Raw genomic sequence first — 15,947 nt, 5'->3', positions numbered from 1 at the left:
ACGTTTTTTTTGTGTTTTAAATAATGACAAATTATTACTTAAGAATAATATATAATAGACATAAATAAAGGATTCTTTGAATAAGCTTTAGTATAGGGGATCCTTAAAGGGGGAGGTATTCCGTTGTATGTATATGTTGAATACCTAATAATAGAAAATATAATTATAAACTTCATTATATTATATGTGACGGATATGATTACCAGAACTAAAACTAGTAAATTAAGGTTATTAATAGCTTCCTTATTAGGTTCCATATATACTCTAATTGTTTTTTTTCCTAATCTACAGTTTATGGGACGATTTCTAATTAAGTTTTCAGTTTCAATACTCATGATAATTGTTGCTTATAATCCTGATAGGTTTAGGGAGTTTTTAAAACAACTATCAACATTTTATCTTATTTCCTTTGCTTTTGCTGGTACAATAATTGGAATATTTTACATATTAAAAAGCAAAGTAAGTTTATCCAATTTCACCTTTAAAGACCATAACGAGTTATTTAAATTTTTGATATTGGGCATTGGATTGGCAATAATTTTAATTAGAAGCATTCTAAAGAATCATTTTATTAAAATCAACAAAGATAATTGCTTAACTAAGATATCCATTAATTTGAATAATAAAAAGGTTCATTTGACAGCTTTAGTGGATACTGGAAATTCACTAAAGGAACCAATAACCCAGAAACCTGTAATAATAGCAGAATATAATGCTTTAAAAGAAATATTGCCAGATCTAGTAAAAAAAATTTATAGTGAAAATAAAGAATTAGACTTAAACTATGTTGCTAATATTATGGAAAAGTTAGGGGATCAAGTGAAATTGAGATTAATACCCTTCAAATCTTTAGGGAATGATAATGGAATATTAATTGGGTTTGTACCAGATAGCATAAATATATATCTGGACGATAGGGCGAGGGAAATGACAGACGATATAGTCGTGGCCATATATAATAATAAATTATCCGTAGATGAGAGGTACAATGGATTACTGCATCCAGAATTATTAGGTTAAGGGGGAAAAGCTTTGAAGAGGTTAAGTATTAAATTGAAATTATTCTATTATAAACTATTAGTTAGGTTAAGGTTTCCAGATCCAGTATATTATATAGGTAGTGGAGAAGTTCTTCCACCGCCATTAAAGCCAGAGGAAGAAAGTTATTTTCTCAACAGAATGAAGCATGACGACAGTATCAAAGGTGTTTTAATAGAGAGAAATTTAAGATTGGTAGTCTATATTGCAAGAAAATTTGAAAATACAGGTATCTGCATTGAAGATCTAATATCTATAGGGACTATTGGGTTGATAAAGGCTGTAAATACTTTTAATCCAGATAAAAATATTAAACTTGCTACTTATGCTTCAAAATGTATTGAGAATGAAATTCTTATGTATCTGAGAAGAAATAATAAACTTAGGTCTGAGGTATCTTTAGATGAACCTTTGAATGTAGATTGGGATGGGAATGAGTTGCTCCTATCAGATATATTGGGAACAGAAGGGGATACGATTTTTAAGCTCCTTGAAGACGAAGTAGATAAGCAATTGCTAAATCAAGCCATAGAAAAACTTTCTGGAAGGGAGAAGATAATAGTAGAATTGCGTTTTGGTCTAAAAAATGGTAAGGAGAGGACACAAAAGGAGGTTGCAGATATATTAGGTATTTCGCAATCCTATATATCTAGGCTAGAAAAGAGAATAATTAAACGATTGAAAAAGGAAATAGTAAAACTAATGTGACAGAATGTATTTCTGTCACTTGTTTTTTAATATAAATGGTAGGAATGGATATTATTGTTAAATCAAAATTGAATAAAATAGATTATAGGAGGCAATAATTCTATATGAAAAGGGGCAAAACATGTAGAAAGGAATGAAGAAAGTGCATAACAACAAGGTGGAGATTTGTGGAGTGAATACTTCAAAACTACCAGTGCTTACAAATGAGGAGATGCAGGAGTTATTCGTAAAAATAAAAAATGGAGATATGAAGGCTAGGGAAAAGTTTATAAACGGGAACTTAAGATTAGTTTTAAGCATTATTCAGCGATTTAATAGACGTGGAGAAAATGTAGACGATTTATTTCAAGTAGGGTGCATTGGACTAATAAAGGCTATAGACAATTTTGATTTGAGTCAGAATGTTAGATTTTCTACCTATGCAGTGCCAATGATAATCGGAGAAATTAGAAGGTATTTAAGGGATAATAATTCAATACGAGTTAGTCGGTCCTTAAGGGATATAGCTTATAGGGCTTTGCAGGCTAGAGACCAACTAGTTAATAAAAACCTTAAGGAGCCAACCATCACTGAAATAGCAGAAGAATTGAATCTTCCAAAAGAAGAAGTAGTTTTTGCCCTAGATGCAATACAAGAACCGATATCCTTATTTGAACCTGTTTATCACGATAGTGGAGATGCTATATATGTGATGGATCAGGTTAAGGATGAGAAATCTGAAGATGAAGTATGGCTTCAAGGGATTGCAATTAAGGATGCAATAAATAAACTGAATAAGAGGGAAAAGCTCATATTAAATCTTAGGTTTTATGAAGGAAAGACTCAGATGGAGGTAGCAGAGGAAATTGGGATTTCCCAGGCTCAAGTTTCGAGACTTGAGAAAAATGCTTTAAAACAGATGAGAAAATTAATTTAATAAAACATTACCCCACAAATCTATGCATATTTCCATTACTGATTTAAATATAAATATATAAGGAATATATGGGAAGAGGTGGGGTAATGATCAATTTATCTGAGATGAGAGAAAAGGAAGTCATAAATATTAAAGATGGGGCAAAAATGGGATATATATATGATTTTGAACTAGATTTGGAGAATGGCAGAGTAGTGGGAATTATTATACCTGGTCCTGGAAAGGTATTAGGCTTGTTTGGTAAGAATAAGGATTTAATGATAGAATGGAAAAACATAGTACGAATTGGTACCGATGCCATTTTAGTTGATATAGGTACAGAAGAATAATATCTTATTAGACAATTGAATAGCTATATATTATAATCGAATTAGATGAATTGGGGGTGGATAGATGAATTGTCCATTTTGCAATTACCAGGAAACAAAGGTTGTAGATTCAAGGCCTACTGATGAAGGACAAGCCATCCGAAGGAGAAGGGAATGCTTAAAATGCTCAAAAAGATTTACAACATATGAAAAGATTGAAAGAATTCCTTTAATAGTCGTTAAAAAGGATGGGAATAGGCAAACCTATGATAGGAATAAGATATTAAATGGTATATTAAAAGCCTGTGAGAAAAGGCCTGTTCCATTAGAGGTAATTGAAGATATGGTGAATGAAATTGAAAAAGAATTATACAATTCGATGGAAAAAGAGGTAACTACTCAGTATATTGGAGAGTTAGTTATGGATAAATTGAAGACAGTTGATGAAGTATCTTATGTAAGATTTGCTTCCGTTTATAGGCAATTTAAAGATATAAATACATTTATGGATGAATTAAAAAAATTATTAAACGAAAACTAATTCAAGAGGTGGATGATGATAAAAATTAAAAATCATGACCATAAAGCAATATACTATCAATTTGAAAGATTTAACGAGTTAAACTATATTAGTCATCTGTTTACAACTAAAATAGGCTGGGGGGATTCTAAAATAGATATACTTTCAGATATATTAGATGTGGCTAGGGACAGAATTATAAGCGTTAAACAAGTTCATGGTACCGATATTCTGATCATAGGAAGGGAATTTGATAATGTTGAAATATCGAAGACTAGTGCAGATGGTTTAATTACCAATATACCTAATATAGTATTAACTACATATCATGCTGATTGTGTTCCCTTATTTTTCATAGATTTGACTAATAAAGTTGTTGGACTCGCTCATGCAGGCTGGAAAGGTACTTTTGAAAATATAGCAGGTAGAATGTTGGATAGGATGAAAGAAGTGTATGGTTCAGATTATAGGGAAATTTTAGTTGGAATAGGACCATCAATTGGTTCTTGCTGTTATGAATTTGGTGAAGACCTAGCAGATAAGTTTGATGAAAGGTATAAAGAATTTTCTAATATAATAGAACAAAAAGACGGTAAATTATACCTCGATTTGTGGAAACTAAATTATCTACTGCTTACAATTAAGGGTATTCCTGAGAGAAACATTATTTTATCAAATATTTGTACTAGTTGTAATACAGAAGTGTTTTATTCTTATAGGAAGGAAAAGGGAACTAAGGGAAGAATGATTGCAGCTATAGGTTTAGTTTAATTTATGATAATTATTACAGAGGATGATAACATGAGGGAAAAGGATTTTAATTATATCGTATTGCAAAATATTTTGCATAATATAGATATAGGCATACATGTAATAGATAAAAATAGGAAAACAGTGCTTTATAATAAGGCGATGGCTAAATTAGAGGGCTTGAGTATAGACCAAGTCCTTAATAAGGATTTGTTGGAATTATTTCCTAGTTTAAACGAGGAAACTTCAACATTAATTAAAGTTTTGACTACTCGAGAGCCTATATTGGAAAAAACTCAAATCTATATAAATTTTAAGGGACAGAATATAACCTCATTGAACTCAACTATTCCTCTATTTTATAAAGGGGAAATAATTGGAGCTATGGAAATAGCAAAGGATATTACCTATATTAAAAAATTATCGGACAAGTTAATGGACTTGCAAAGGGAATTAAAAGGGGGCAAGGAAAAGTATAATAGTAATGGTAGCATAAAAAGATATACCTTTGAGGATATAATTGGGAAAAATAAAAAAATAGTTGAAGCTATTGAAATAGCTAAGAGAACCAGTACTTCACCTTCATCAGTGTTAATTTATGGCGAAACTGGAACTGGAAAGGAATTGTTTGCTCAGAGTATCCATTACGATGGAAATAGAAGAAACAAACCCTTTATTGCTCAAAATTGTGCTGCAATCCCGGAAACTCTTTTGGAAGGGATCCTTTTTGGAACTGAAAAAGGTGGTTTTACCGGTGCTGTTGAAAGGGAAGGGATTTTCGAGCAAGCTCATGGAGGTACTCTCCTGTTAGATGAGATTAATTCTATGTCCTTAAATCTTCAGACAAAATTGTTGAGAGTACTTCAGGAAGGATATATAAGGCGAATCGGTGGGACTAAAGATATACCCATAGACGTTAAAATAATAGCTACTACTAACGAGGACCCTTTAGAGAGTGTTAAAAAAGGAACTATAAGAAAAGACTTATATTATAGGTTGAATGTGGTATACATTCACATTCCTCCTTTAAGAGAGAGAACTGATGATATTATTAGCCTAACAAACCACTTTATAAATAAATACAATATGGTATTAAATAGGAATATTACTGATATAGATGGAGAAGTTTTAAATCTTTTTTTTAACTATTCTTGGCCAGGAAATGTTAGAGAGCTAGAGAATACCATCGAAGCGGCTATGAATTATGCTTCGATGAACAGAACCGTTTTAAGAAAAGAAGATTTTAAATCGACTAATATATTTGATAATAGCCGTATAAATGATTTTCAAAAGCCTTTGGATGTTGCATTACCCGAATACTTAGAAGGAATCGAAAAGGAAATTATTAGAAAATCCTTAGATGCTAATGATTATAATATTTCTCAAACAGCCAAAGCTTTAGGCATAAAGAGACAAACATTACAGTATAAGATAAAAAAATATTATGAGTAGCAAATTATTTTGCGAGACGATGCAAAAATATTTGCTATTCATTCGTTTGGAGGAGAAAAAACAGGAGAATTTTCAGAGAAAAACCACTTATTTCATATATAAATATTGGCAAGGTTTTTGCTTGTATAATTTTGCAAGAAAAAATATATAAACTAATTTTGGAGGTGTATGTATGAGAAAGGAAAATATAAAGGTGATAATTTGGGGATTAGGAGCCATGGGAAAAGGTATGGCAGAAATGCTTTTAAACAAGAAAGGTGTTGAAATTGTAGGGGTAGTGGGAAGAACCCATCGATTAGGGAAGAGCATGTATGATTATTTAGATGTGGAAAGAGGAGATAGACCAGATATAATAATTGGAGAGTATGATAAAGTGATTACCGAAAAAGCTGCAGATGTAGTTATAATTGCTACAGATTCCTTTACAAGGGACAATTTTGAAAAGATCAAATATTGTTTGGAAAGAAAGATTAATGTGATTTCCACTGCGGAAGAAATGGCATATCCTCAAGCTCAAGAGCCAGAACTAGCTAAAGAGTTGGATAGAATAGCTAAAGAAAATGGAGTAACAGTTTTGGGAACAGGTATTAATCCAGGTCTAATAATGGACTTATTGGTTATTGCTTTAACTGGTGCATGTATAGAAGTGGAAAGCATAAGAGCTGAGAGGGTTAATAATCTATCGCCTTTTGGACCAGCAGTCATGGAGGGACAAGGTGTTGGATTGACTGTTGAGGAGTTTAACAATAGGGTAAAAGAAGGCACTTTAGCAGGGCATGTAGGCTTTCCAGAGTCCATTAGAATGATTGCTGATGCCATAGGCTGGAAGCTAAGCGATGAAGTGGAATTAATTAGAGAGCCAATAGTATCTAAAGTTTACAGAAAGGCACCTCATGCTGAAGTCCAGCCAGGGAATGTAGCTGGTTGTAATATGAAGGGTTTTGGAAGAGTAGATGGAGAAGTTAAGATTGAAATGCTACATCCTCAACAAGTGGAACCCCAATTGGAAGGAGGAAGCACTGGAGATTATATCACCATTAAAGGGACTCCTAACATAAATATGTCCATTAAACCTGAAGTTCCTGGAGGAATTGGTACTATTGCAATGTGCGTTAATATGATTCCGCATGTAATTAATGCTTCTCCTGGACTTAAGACTATGATAGATTTGCCAGTACCAAGGGCTATAATGGGAGATATGAGGGAGTTAATTGATTAGAAGCTTAATAGTAACAAAAGAAAGGCAGGAGATGAAAATGGATGCAAAACGAGGAGACTGGGTAAGAATTCATAATGTAGTTTTAAGGCCTGAAGAAAGATCTAAAAACCTTCCAGAGGATACCCAAAGGGTACCTCTTGAAATGTGGACTAAAGGCTTTTTATTGGATGAAGAGGCTAATATTGGGGATATTGTAGAAGTTGAAACCTATATTGGTAGAAGAGTGAAGGGGACATTGGTAGAAGTAAATCCCTATTATACTCATGATTTTGGCAAATGCATTCCTGAGTTATTATATATAGGCAAGCAGGTCAGAAGCCTGATAGAGGAGGAAGGTGAATAATATGGGTAGAGATATGAGTTATGAAGCGGTAATGAGTAGAAATAGTGAAATAATGAAGAGGGCTGTTGGAATAGATTATAGCCATTTCGAGTCAGGGGGCATTGCTTTCGATTATGAGAAGATGATGCGGGAAACTGGATATACCCTTGAAGAAATAGAAAAAATTCAAAGGGAAACTGGGGTTGGAAACACTCCGATATATGAGCTTAAGAACTTAACAAGATTAGCTAGGAAATTTGCCCCTGCAGGCAAAGGGGCTAGGATATTTATTAAAGATGAGGCTTGCAATCCTTCTGGCAGCTTTAAAGCCAGGAGAGCTGCTACAAGTTGTTATCATGCTAAGAAACTAGGTTATGAAGGGGTTGTAACTGCAACAAGCGGTAACTATGGAGCTGCTGTAGCATCCCAAGCTGCTATGCGGGGATTGAAATGCATTGTAGTTCAGGAATGCTATGATTCTAAGGGTGTAGGTCAACCAGAAATAATTGAAAAAGCGAGGAAATGTGAAGCCTATGGTGCAGAGGTTGTGCAATTGACTGTAGGACCTGAATTATTTTATACTTTCCTAGTTTTATTGGAAGAAACGGGATACTTCAATGCATCTCTTTATACGCCTTTTGGAATTGCTGGTGTAGAGACTTTAGGGTATGAAATATCCATGCAATTTAGAGAAAGGGAAGGTAGAGACCCAGACATTGTAGTAGTAACAAATGCTGGTGGTGGAAATTTAACGGGAACAGCAAGGGGGTTAATTAAGGCAGGAGCGGTGGATACTAAAGTGGTAGGAGCAAGTGTGAACTTAAGAGGGCTACATATGGCAAGCGACACCCACTTCAATAGGAAATCCTTTACTACAGGTCATACAGGATTTGGAATTCCTTTTGCAACTTGGCCTGATAGATCTGATGTGCCAAGGTCTGCTGCAAGACCATTAAGGTATATGGATAGATATGTAATGGTAAATCAAGGTTCGGTATTTTTTATGACAGAAGTATTAGCCCAGTTAGAAGGTTTAGAGAGGGGACCTGCAGGTAATACTTCTTTAGCAGCGGCATTTAAGCTAGCCCAGGAGATGGATGAAGATCAAATAATAGTCGTTCAAGAAACAGAATATACTGGTGCAGGGAAACACATTCAACCACAATTGACTTTTGCTAAAGAAAATGGTATTGAAATAATCATAGGAGATCCCTCGGAAGAAATACCAGGACAAAACATAATACTACCAAAGGATCCAGGTTATATTTCTATAGAAGAAGTAGATTTAGATAGGGTTAAAAGGTCCTATATTAGAAATTGTTTACAGAATACAAAGGTAGATAAAGTATCAGAAGAGGATTTGAAATTTTTAGCTGAGGATACTAAATCCAGTGAGGGGTTCGTTAAGAAAGTATTAGACGAATTCGGGGTAGAATATTAGGAGGTAAGGTTTATGAAAAGAGAAGATGATTTTCAAGAGAGGAGAAAACATCTGGCTCATTTAACAGAGGAAGAGCTAGAAAAAAGATTTTGGGAATTAGCAGAAAAAATAGTAGATCCTCTGATAGAATTGGCAGAGAAAAACACTACTCCATCCATTGAAAGGTCTGTATTATTGAGGATGGGATTCTCCAGTTTAGAGGCCAAATCTATTGTTGAAGGAGCTATTGATAGAGGGTTGTTAGGTAAGGGAGCAGGACATATTGTTTATAAGCTAGCTAAGGAAAAAGGTATGGAAATAAGAGAAACAGGGTTGAAATTAGCAGAAGGCAAGATGTGGGATGAGGTTGTGGCTCTATTTAGAGGAGGTGAAAGATAATGGAGTTAAGGTCCAATGAAAAATTAGATATAGAGAACATACTTAAGGATTTGGATAAGTATAGACCAAAGAGAAGGGGCTGGACCTGGAGAAAAGGCACTGGCGAGAAAAGGCAAATTGGCAAATTTACCTATTATGATACATCTGAATCCCTTAAGAATAGCCAACCTCTACCTGCGGCCAAATATTTTGGCAATATTGATCCACAGCCGAAACCGGTAATAACTACAGAAATTGCTTCTGGTAGATTTGAAGACGACATTAGAAGGATGAGGATGGCCGCTTGGCATGGTGCAGACCATATCATGGTTATAAGAACAGCTGGGCAAAGCCATTATGATGGATTAATTGAAGGAACACCTCAAGGAATTGGGGGCATACCTGTTACGAGAAAGCAAGTTAGAGCCCAGAGAAAAGCACTAGATTTAATTGAAGAGGAAGTAGGTAGACCTATCAATTATCACTCCTATGTTTCTGGTGTAGCAGGTCCTGAAATTGCCGTTATGTTTGCAGAAGAAGGGGTAAATGGAGCCCATCAGGACCCTCAGTACAATGTATTATATAGAAATATCAATATGATAAGATCCTTTGTTGATGCTGCCTGTGCTAAGAAGATAATGGCTTGGGCTGATATGGCTCAAATAGATGGAGCTCATAACGCTAATGCAACAGCTAGAGAAGCTTGGAAGGTTATGCCAGAACTAATGGTTCAACATGCAATTAACTCTATGTTTTCCGTTAAAGTAGGAATGAAGAAGGAAAATATTTGCCTTTCAACCGTTCCTCCAACAGCACCACCGGCACCTTGTATGAGATTAGATTTACCTTATGCAGTAGCTTTAAGGGAGTTATTCTATGAATACAAGATGAGAGCTCAGATGAATACGAAATATATGGAATCATCCACTAGGGAAGCGACTGTAACCCATGTGTTGAATTTGTTGATATCTCAGCTTACCAGAGCGGATATTCAATCTACCATTACTCCTGATGAGGGAAGAAATGTGCCCTGGCATATATATAATATTGAAGCAGTAGATACGGCTAAGCAAGCCTTTGCGGGTATGGATGGACTAAATGAAATGGTGGAAATTAAAAGGTATGAAGGAGAATTGGCCGAAAAGGTAAGAGAATTAAAAGAAAGAGCTATATTATTCATGGAGGAAATATTAGAGGTTGGAGGATATTTTAAGGCTGTTGAAGCAGGATTCTTTGTTGATTCTGGGTATTATCCTGAGAGGAATGGTGATGGTATCATAAGGAAAATCGATGGAGGTATTGGGGCAGGTACTGTATTTGAAAGAGAAGAAGATTATATGGCACCGGTCACTGCACATTTTGGCTATAATAATATAGCCCAATATGATGAAAGCGCAGTTGATAATCCATCGAAATTGATAGGTGGTTGTACCTTTGAAGATCCAGATAAGATTATATTCATCGATGAGTTAGATGAAAATGATAATGTATACTTAAGGCTAGAGGGAACTAAGGAACTTAGAAATACTTCTAAAATAAAACCTGAAATGGAATGGTTGGGAGATGGAATAGTACTAATTACCATGTTTTTGCCTGCAGAGGAAAGGGTAGCAGAATTTGCAGCTTTAGAAATAGGAAATAGATTGGGATTAAAGGATTGCGAGGTAATCCATAAGGAAATAATGCAGGAAGCAGAAGGAACTAGAATCGAATTAAAAGGTAGAGTGGATTTTATAATAGATATCAATGATTTAATAATTCCACCTAAACCAGAAGTATTGACTGAAGATGAGATTAGAAAAGAGATTGAGGAAAATCCAATGAAGATAGTGGCAGCCACTGTTGGTGAGGATGAACATTCCGTTGGATTAAGGGAGATAATTGATATAAAGCATGGTGGAATTGAAAGGTTTGGTATTGAATGCCATTATCTTGGAACTTCAGTTCCTGTTGAAAAATTGGTAGATGCTGCAATTGAAATAAATGCGGATGCAATTTTGGCTTCTACTATAATCAGCCATGACGATATACATTACAAGAATATGAAAAAGCTACATGACCTATGTGTTGAGAAGGGAATTAAGGATAGGATTATTTTAGTTGCAGGCGGTACACAAGTTTCCAATGATTTAGCGGTTAAAAATGGCATGGATGCAGGATTTGGCAGAGGTTCCAATGGCGATCAAGTTGCTACTTTTCTAGTAAAAAGAAGAAGAGAGATGAAAAAATGAAAATAGAACTATTAATTGCTGAAATAGGAAGTACTACTACAGTAGTAAATGCCTTTAACATAAGCTCTTGCCCGAGTTTCATTGGGCAAGGGCAATCCCCCACTACAGTAGAAGAAGGGGATGTTAATATAGGGTTAAAATCCGCCATTGAGAACTTAGCCAATAATTTAGGAGAAGCTCAAATCGAATACGATGAACTAATTGCTACTAGTAGTGCTGCTGGAGGATTGAGGATGACCGTCCATGGATTAGTCTATGATATGACGGTTAGAGCAGCAAAGGAAGCTGCCTTGGGAGCAGGGGCTAATATTAAATATATTACTGCTGGTAAACTTAGAAATTCAGATTTAGAAAAGATAAAGAAGATCAATCCAAATATCATCCTTATTGCTGGTGGGGTAGATTACGGCGAAAGAGATACAGCCCTTTATAATTCGGAACTGATTGCCAGTTTAGACTTAAATATTCCTGTAATATATGCTGGGAATATTGATAACCATGAGGAAGTTAAGGAGATATTTGAAGGTAAAAGTGCTGAGCTCTATATAGTTGAAAATGTATATCCAAAAATAGACCAATTGAATATTGAACCTACTAGAAAAGTTATACAGGAAGTTTTTGAAAAACATATAATCCATGCACCGGGCATGGAAAAGGTAAGGGATATGGTAACAGGTCCAATTATGCCTACACCTGGAGCGGTTATGGAAGCTAGTAAACTATTGTATGAGGAAATAGGAGACTTAATTACTATAGATGTAGGAGGAGCTACAACAGATGTCCATTCCGTTACTGAAGGCAGCGAAGAAATTTCTAGAATCTTAATAAATCCAGAACCTTTAGCTAAAAGGACGGTAGAAGGTGATTTAGGTGTATATGTGAATATGTTAAATATAGTGAATATGGTGGGAAAAGAGGAACTAATGAAAGAATTGGCTTTATCAGCGGATGAACTGGAAAGTCTATTGGAGAACAATAAGCCTATTCCACAGTCCAAATTAGAAAAACGCTTCATAGAAGAGCTGACTCTCCATGCTGTTTTAACAGCAGTAAAAAGGCATGCAGGTAAATTGAGACATCTATATGGGCCCTCTGGCAAGAAAACTTTAGCAGAAGGAAAAGACTTAACTAAGGTCAAGGCCATAATAGGCACTGGTGGAGCTTTAACAAGGCTGCCTAATAGGATAAAGATTTTAAGGCAAATTGCCATAAGAGCTAAAGGTGATGAATTACTACCTACCAAAGAAGCTGAAATTTTCATAGATAACCAATATATTATGGCTTCCTTGGGAGTTATGTCAAGAAAATATCCAGAGGCGTCTTTAAAACTTTTGAAAGCTACTCTTAATTATGATTAATAGATATACTAGGTTTATTATGAACTAATAAAATTTAGATAAATATTTAATTTTATCCTAACATATTAATTAATTTATTATACAGTTTTATTGGCATATTTATAAAGAAAGGATTTGACTTACGAAAGATTTGAGCAAATATCCGACTAGGGGGGAAATGTTTGGGCGAGTTTTTATAGCGATAGCGATCTTTGAACCATTTTTTCACCGTGTCGCTATATTTGCAAATCTTGAGCGGAGAGTCGTTCTTTATAAATATACTTTGGACAGCTATTATAAGAAAACTAAAACATATTTTTACAAATTGTTCAATAGAAGAACAGGAGGTTGTCATGAACTATCCTAAAGTTCAAATAGATTTAAAAAAATTAAAACACAATGTAGAAACCATAGTTAAGCTTTGCAAGGAAAAGGGAATTGAAGTAGCTGGTGTAACCAAGGTGTTTTGCGGTAATCCTGAAATTGCTAAGGTTTATATAGATGGTGGTGTAAGCTATTTAGCAGATTCTCGAATTGAAAATTTGATAAAATTGATGGAGTTTAATGTACCTAAAATACTATTAAGACTTCCCATGATTTCGGAAGCGGATAAGGTGGTAGAATATACAGATATATCCCTTAACTCTGAATTAAAGACTATAAAGGAACTATCTATAGTGGCTTCTGAGAAAGGGAAAAAACATAAGATAATATTGATGGTGGATTTAGGTGATTTACGAGAGGGATATTTTTATGAAGATGAAATCTATGAAGTAGTAGAAGAAATTTTAAATTTAAAAGGAGTTGAATTATTAGGCATTGGAACCAATTTAACCTGTTATGGTGGAGTAATACCCAGCCAGAAAAATTTGGGAAAACTTGTGAAGATAGGAAAGAATATAGAGGAAAGATTTAATATCAAACCAAGTATTATATCTGGAGGCAATTCTAGCAGCTTACATCTATTATTAAATGATGTTAAAATACAGGGAATTAATATGTTAAGGTTGGGAGAATCTCTAGTATTGGGATTAGAAACGGCCTATGGAAATAGGATTCAAGACACCTATGATGATGTTTTCCAATTAGTTGCAGAGATAATCGAAGTAAAGGAAAAGCCTTCTTTGCCCGTAGGTGAAATAGGAAAGAATGCCTTTGGGAAAATTCCACGGTTTGAGGATAAGGGCATTAGAAAAAGGATGATAGTAGCCCTAGGAAAACAAGATATAGATTTTGATACTATAGTTCCAGAAGATTCAAAAGTTGCAATATTAGGAGGAAGTAGCGACCATTTAATACTGGATGGAACAGATAGCGAGGTAGATTATAAAGTTGGAGATAAAATAAAGTTTAAACTTAGTTATGGTGGAATATTAAGAGCCATGACATCAGAGTATATAAAAAAGGAATTAATTTAAGGATAATTTTTAGCTATAATTAAACTAAATTTTTTTTATTGAAAAAAGACATTGCTTGTACACACTTGCTTTTTATTAGTATAACTTTAGTTCTGCAATAATAAACTGCAGAACTAAAGTTTATCATACTTCATTTTTACTTAAATTTAGAATTATGGTAAGCGAATATTCTGTGTTATCACAATCAATACCTAACCATCATATTTGTTGACAATATCTTCAATTATACTAAGTCCATATCCAGAAGAAAGGTATTCTTTTTTACTATAAATAGATTTATTTGAGTAGTTTTTATCTGGATTATAGCTATTTATAATTTTGTAATAAAGAAAATTTCCATCAGGCCATAGTTCTAAATTAATATATCTATTATCTTCGCTACAATTTATACAAGCTTCTATCGCATTATCTAGAGTATTGAATAGAACTGAACTTAAGTCAATATCATCAATATTTAGATTTGGAGGAGCAATTGCTTTTATATCAAAATCTATACCATGAATATTACCTTCTGCGTATTTTTCGTTCAAAACTATATCAATCAAATTGTTTCAGTGCTAATTGGATTAGGAATAGATTCAAGCTTGTCCTTTAATGAAGTTATATATTCAAAATGAGCATCTTTTTGTTCATTACTCAATTTTTCTATGACTTTGATATGATTTCCTAAATCATGCCATATCTTTGATATTATTTCATTTCTTCATTCAAAATTTTCAATGAATTTTTTATTAGATTTATCATAAATTCTTTTAGCAGTCTCTTTTTGAAGATTAATATAAAAGCTATTTGCTTTAAAATACATATATATTGCACCCAAACCGATGAAGAAATTAAACAGGCATATAAGAAATAAAATAAATATAGTACTTTCATTTATAATATTTAAACTAGAATAAAATAATAGAACCATTGAAATAGTAGCTAAAGATAAAATTATAATAATTATATAATTTAATGTACCAGAAAGAATAATCCTTGGCTCTAAAAATTTTCTATTAATAAAAGCATAGATTAAAAAGGATAAAAGTTTACTTATTAAAACGAAAAAGATATAATATTTTGGCAGTAAGTCTTCTATAGTTTTGTTTAAAATATTAGATATTAAAAAAGAAGCTACTAAATCTGAAATGATTAACATAAAATAAAATATTATAATTACTAAAATTTGTTTATAGAATTTTATATCATATATAAATGTAATTATGATAAAGTATTATTGAAAAGCGATAATTTGAAGTGTAGTTTGTTGTTCTGGTATGAATAATAACACGCCTATTTAGTAATTCAAGGTAGATGATGTCATAAAGCTTAAGATAAATTTTAACATTACCCACTGGAAATGGATATTTTTCTGCTAGATATTCTAGTCTATTAATTAAAGAATCAAGTATTCGATCTATCTCTTTATGAAAATGGATTTTTCTTATGAAATTGAAAATTTTAAGGTCTAATACTTCATAAACTTTTTCATTTAAATAGGTAATAAATATAAAAATAATACTATCATCAAGCTCGCTAATTTTTCTTGCTGTTTCTATTCCATTTATTCCAAGCAACTTTATATCAAAAAAAATAATGTCGAATTCAATATTGGAATTAAGGATTTCCTTAATGATTTCTTCTCCTGAATAAAAACAATATATTTCACAATCTAAATTACATTGAAAGAACTTCTTTTCTATTTTTGTTTTCAATTCCATTAGAAATTCTATATTATCTTCACATATTCCAATGGTAAACAATAATATCCCTCCAAAAGTACCCCTTAAACCAAAAAATGACCACTTAAATCAAATTCCAACTATTCCAAATTATACCTGTTATAATTATATTATAAGGAAAAGAGATTAGGGATTAAAGTGTTAAGTGATTAATTGTATTAAATAATTTACAATCATTTATAAAAATCCTATATAGCGGAATATAA

Annotated in this window: 16 protein-coding genes; 14 read left to right on the top strand and 2 right to left on the bottom strand. The window is 33.2% G+C overall.

Features of this window, described 5'->3' with window-relative positions:
• The first annotated feature begins 123 nt into the window (after nucleotides 1-123).
• The 14 genes from spoIIGA to orr all read left to right on the top strand — a co-directional run bounded on the left by spoIIGA (nucleotide 124) and on the right by orr (nucleotide 14,017).
• On the top strand, nucleotides 124-1,020 hold the full coding sequence (gene spoIIGA / locus BLV68_RS02470) for a sigma-E processing peptidase SpoIIGA (RefSeq protein ID WP_159428591.1): 897 nt from the start codon (nucleotides 124-126) through the stop codon (nucleotides 1,018-1,020).
• Between the two features lie 12 nt (nucleotides 1,021-1,032).
• A complete protein-coding gene (gene sigE, locus BLV68_RS02465) occupies nucleotides 1,033-1,746 on the top strand; it encodes an RNA polymerase sporulation sigma factor SigE (RefSeq protein ID WP_093750557.1) in 714 nt (237 codons plus the stop codon).
• Between the two features lie 133 nt (nucleotides 1,747-1,879).
• Complete coding sequence (gene sigG, locus BLV68_RS02460; protein ID WP_317921203.1) at nucleotides 1,880-2,662, top strand: RNA polymerase sporulation sigma factor SigG; 783 nt, start codon at nucleotides 1,880-1,882, stop codon at nucleotides 2,660-2,662.
• An 86-nt stretch (nucleotides 2,663-2,748) separates the two neighbouring features.
• Nucleotides 2,749-2,991, top strand: a complete 243-nt coding sequence (locus tag BLV68_RS02455) for a YlmC/YmxH family sporulation protein (RefSeq protein WP_093750555.1) — start codon at nucleotides 2,749-2,751, stop codon at nucleotides 2,989-2,991.
• Nucleotides 2,992-3,055: 64 nt separating this feature from the next.
• Nucleotides 3,056-3,511, top strand: coding sequence for a transcriptional regulator NrdR (gene nrdR, locus BLV68_RS02450; protein WP_093750553.1), 456 nt, complete (start codon nucleotides 3,056-3,058; stop codon nucleotides 3,509-3,511).
• 15 nt (nucleotides 3,512-3,526) lie between these two features.
• Nucleotides 3,527-4,261, top strand: coding sequence for a peptidoglycan editing factor PgeF (pgeF, locus tag BLV68_RS02445; RefSeq protein ID WP_159428590.1), 735 nt, complete (start codon nucleotides 3,527-3,529; stop codon nucleotides 4,259-4,261).
• 30 nt (nucleotides 4,262-4,291) lie between these two features.
• On the top strand, nucleotides 4,292-5,692 hold the full coding sequence (locus tag BLV68_RS02440) for a sigma-54 interaction domain-containing protein (protein ID WP_093750549.1): 1,401 nt from the start codon (nucleotides 4,292-4,294) through the stop codon (nucleotides 5,690-5,692).
• A gap of 172 nt (nucleotides 5,693-5,864) precedes the next feature.
• On the top strand, nucleotides 5,865-6,911 hold the full coding sequence (gene ord, locus BLV68_RS02435) for a 2,4-diaminopentanoate dehydrogenase (protein WP_093750547.1): 1,047 nt from the start codon (nucleotides 5,865-5,867) through the stop codon (nucleotides 6,909-6,911).
• Nucleotides 6,904-7,254: a 2-amino-4-oxopentanoate thiolase subunit OrtA gene (gene ortA / locus BLV68_RS02430; RefSeq protein WP_317921208.1), complete on the top strand. Its 351-nt coding sequence runs from the start codon at nucleotides 6,904-6,906 to the stop codon at nucleotides 7,252-7,254. Before ord ends, ortA begins: the two co-directional genes overlap by 8 nt.
• A 1-nt stretch (nucleotide 7,255) precedes the next feature.
• Entirely contained in the window at nucleotides 7,256-8,674 is a 1,419-nt protein-coding gene (ortB, locus tag BLV68_RS02425) for a 2-amino-4-oxopentanoate thiolase subunit OrtB (protein WP_093750545.1), read from the top strand.
• A gap of 12 nt (nucleotides 8,675-8,686) precedes the next feature.
• Complete coding sequence (locus BLV68_RS02420) at nucleotides 8,687-9,052, top strand: ornithine aminomutase subunit alpha (RefSeq protein ID WP_093750543.1); 366 nt, start codon at nucleotides 8,687-8,689, stop codon at nucleotides 9,050-9,052.
• Nucleotides 9,052-11,262: a D-ornithine 4,5-aminomutase subunit OraE gene (gene oraE, locus BLV68_RS02415; RefSeq protein ID WP_093750541.1), complete on the top strand. Its 2,211-nt coding sequence runs from the start codon at nucleotides 9,052-9,054 to the stop codon at nucleotides 11,260-11,262. Before BLV68_RS02420 ends, oraE begins: the two co-directional genes overlap by 1 nt.
• Nucleotides 11,259-12,620, top strand: coding sequence for a GlmL-related ornithine degradation protein (locus BLV68_RS02410; RefSeq protein WP_093750539.1), 1,362 nt, complete (start codon nucleotides 11,259-11,261; stop codon nucleotides 12,618-12,620). Before oraE ends, BLV68_RS02410 begins: the two co-directional genes overlap by 4 nt.
• Nucleotides 12,621-12,952: 332 nt before the next feature.
• Entirely contained in the window at nucleotides 12,953-14,017 is a 1,065-nt protein-coding gene (orr, locus tag BLV68_RS02400) for an ornithine racemase Orr (protein ID WP_093750535.1), read from the top strand.
• Nucleotides 14,018-14,208: 191 nt separating this feature from the next.
• Here orr and BLV68_RS02395 read toward each other — a convergent pair whose 3' ends face one another.
• Together BLV68_RS02395 and BLV68_RS02385 are read right to left on the bottom strand one after the other, a co-directional pair.
• Nucleotides 14,209-14,547, bottom strand: coding sequence for a GHKL domain-containing protein (locus BLV68_RS02395; protein ID WP_159428589.1), 339 nt, complete (start codon nucleotides 14,545-14,547; stop codon nucleotides 14,209-14,211).
• A 657-nt stretch (nucleotides 14,548-15,204) separates the two neighbouring features.
• Complete coding sequence (locus tag BLV68_RS02385; protein ID WP_093750529.1) at nucleotides 15,205-15,762, bottom strand: LytR/AlgR family response regulator transcription factor; 558 nt, start codon at nucleotides 15,760-15,762, stop codon at nucleotides 15,205-15,207.
• Nucleotides 15,763-15,947: the final 185 nt, after the last annotated feature.

This window comes from Tepidimicrobium xylanilyticum (assembly GCF_900106765.1).
Classification (GTDB): Bacteria; Bacillota; Clostridia; order Tissierellales; family Tepidimicrobiaceae; genus Tepidimicrobium; species Tepidimicrobium xylanilyticum.
Note: the sequence above shows the minus strand (reverse complement) of the source record. Positions and strands in the feature narration are given on the sequence as shown.

Bases quoted from the DNA above. Each gene is read 5' to 3' on its own strand.
- nrdR (WP_093750553.1), top strand. From the start codon at position 3,056: ATGAATTGTCCATTTTGCAATTACCAGGAAACAAAGGTTGTAGATTCA.
- ortB (WP_093750545.1), top strand. From the start codon at position 7,256: ATGGGTAGAGATATGAGTTATGAAGCGGTAATGAGTAGAAATAGTGAA.
- BLV68_RS02440 (WP_093750549.1), top strand. From the start codon at position 4,292: ATGAGGGAAAAGGATTTTAATTATATCGTATTGCAAAATATTTTGCAT.
- ord (WP_093750547.1), top strand. From the start codon at position 5,865: ATGAGAAAGGAAAATATAAAGGTGATAATTTGGGGATTAGGAGCCATG.
- orr (WP_093750535.1), top strand. From the start codon at position 12,953: ATGAACTATCCTAAAGTTCAAATAGATTTAAAAAAATTAAAACACAAT.
- pgeF (WP_159428590.1), top strand. From the start codon at position 3,527: ATGATAAAAATTAAAAATCATGACCATAAAGCAATATACTATCAATTT.
- oraE (WP_093750541.1), top strand. From the start codon at position 9,052: ATGGAGTTAAGGTCCAATGAAAAATTAGATATAGAGAACATACTTAAG.
- sigG (WP_317921203.1), top strand. From the start codon at position 1,880: ATGAAGAAAGTGCATAACAACAAGGTGGAGATTTGTGGAGTGAATACT.
- BLV68_RS02455 (WP_093750555.1), top strand. From the start codon at position 2,749: ATGATCAATTTATCTGAGATGAGAGAAAAGGAAGTCATAAATATTAAA.
- BLV68_RS02410 (WP_093750539.1), top strand. From the start codon at position 11,259: ATGAAAATAGAACTATTAATTGCTGAAATAGGAAGTACTACTACAGTA.
- BLV68_RS02420 (WP_093750543.1), top strand. From the start codon at position 8,687: ATGAAAAGAGAAGATGATTTTCAAGAGAGGAGAAAACATCTGGCTCAT.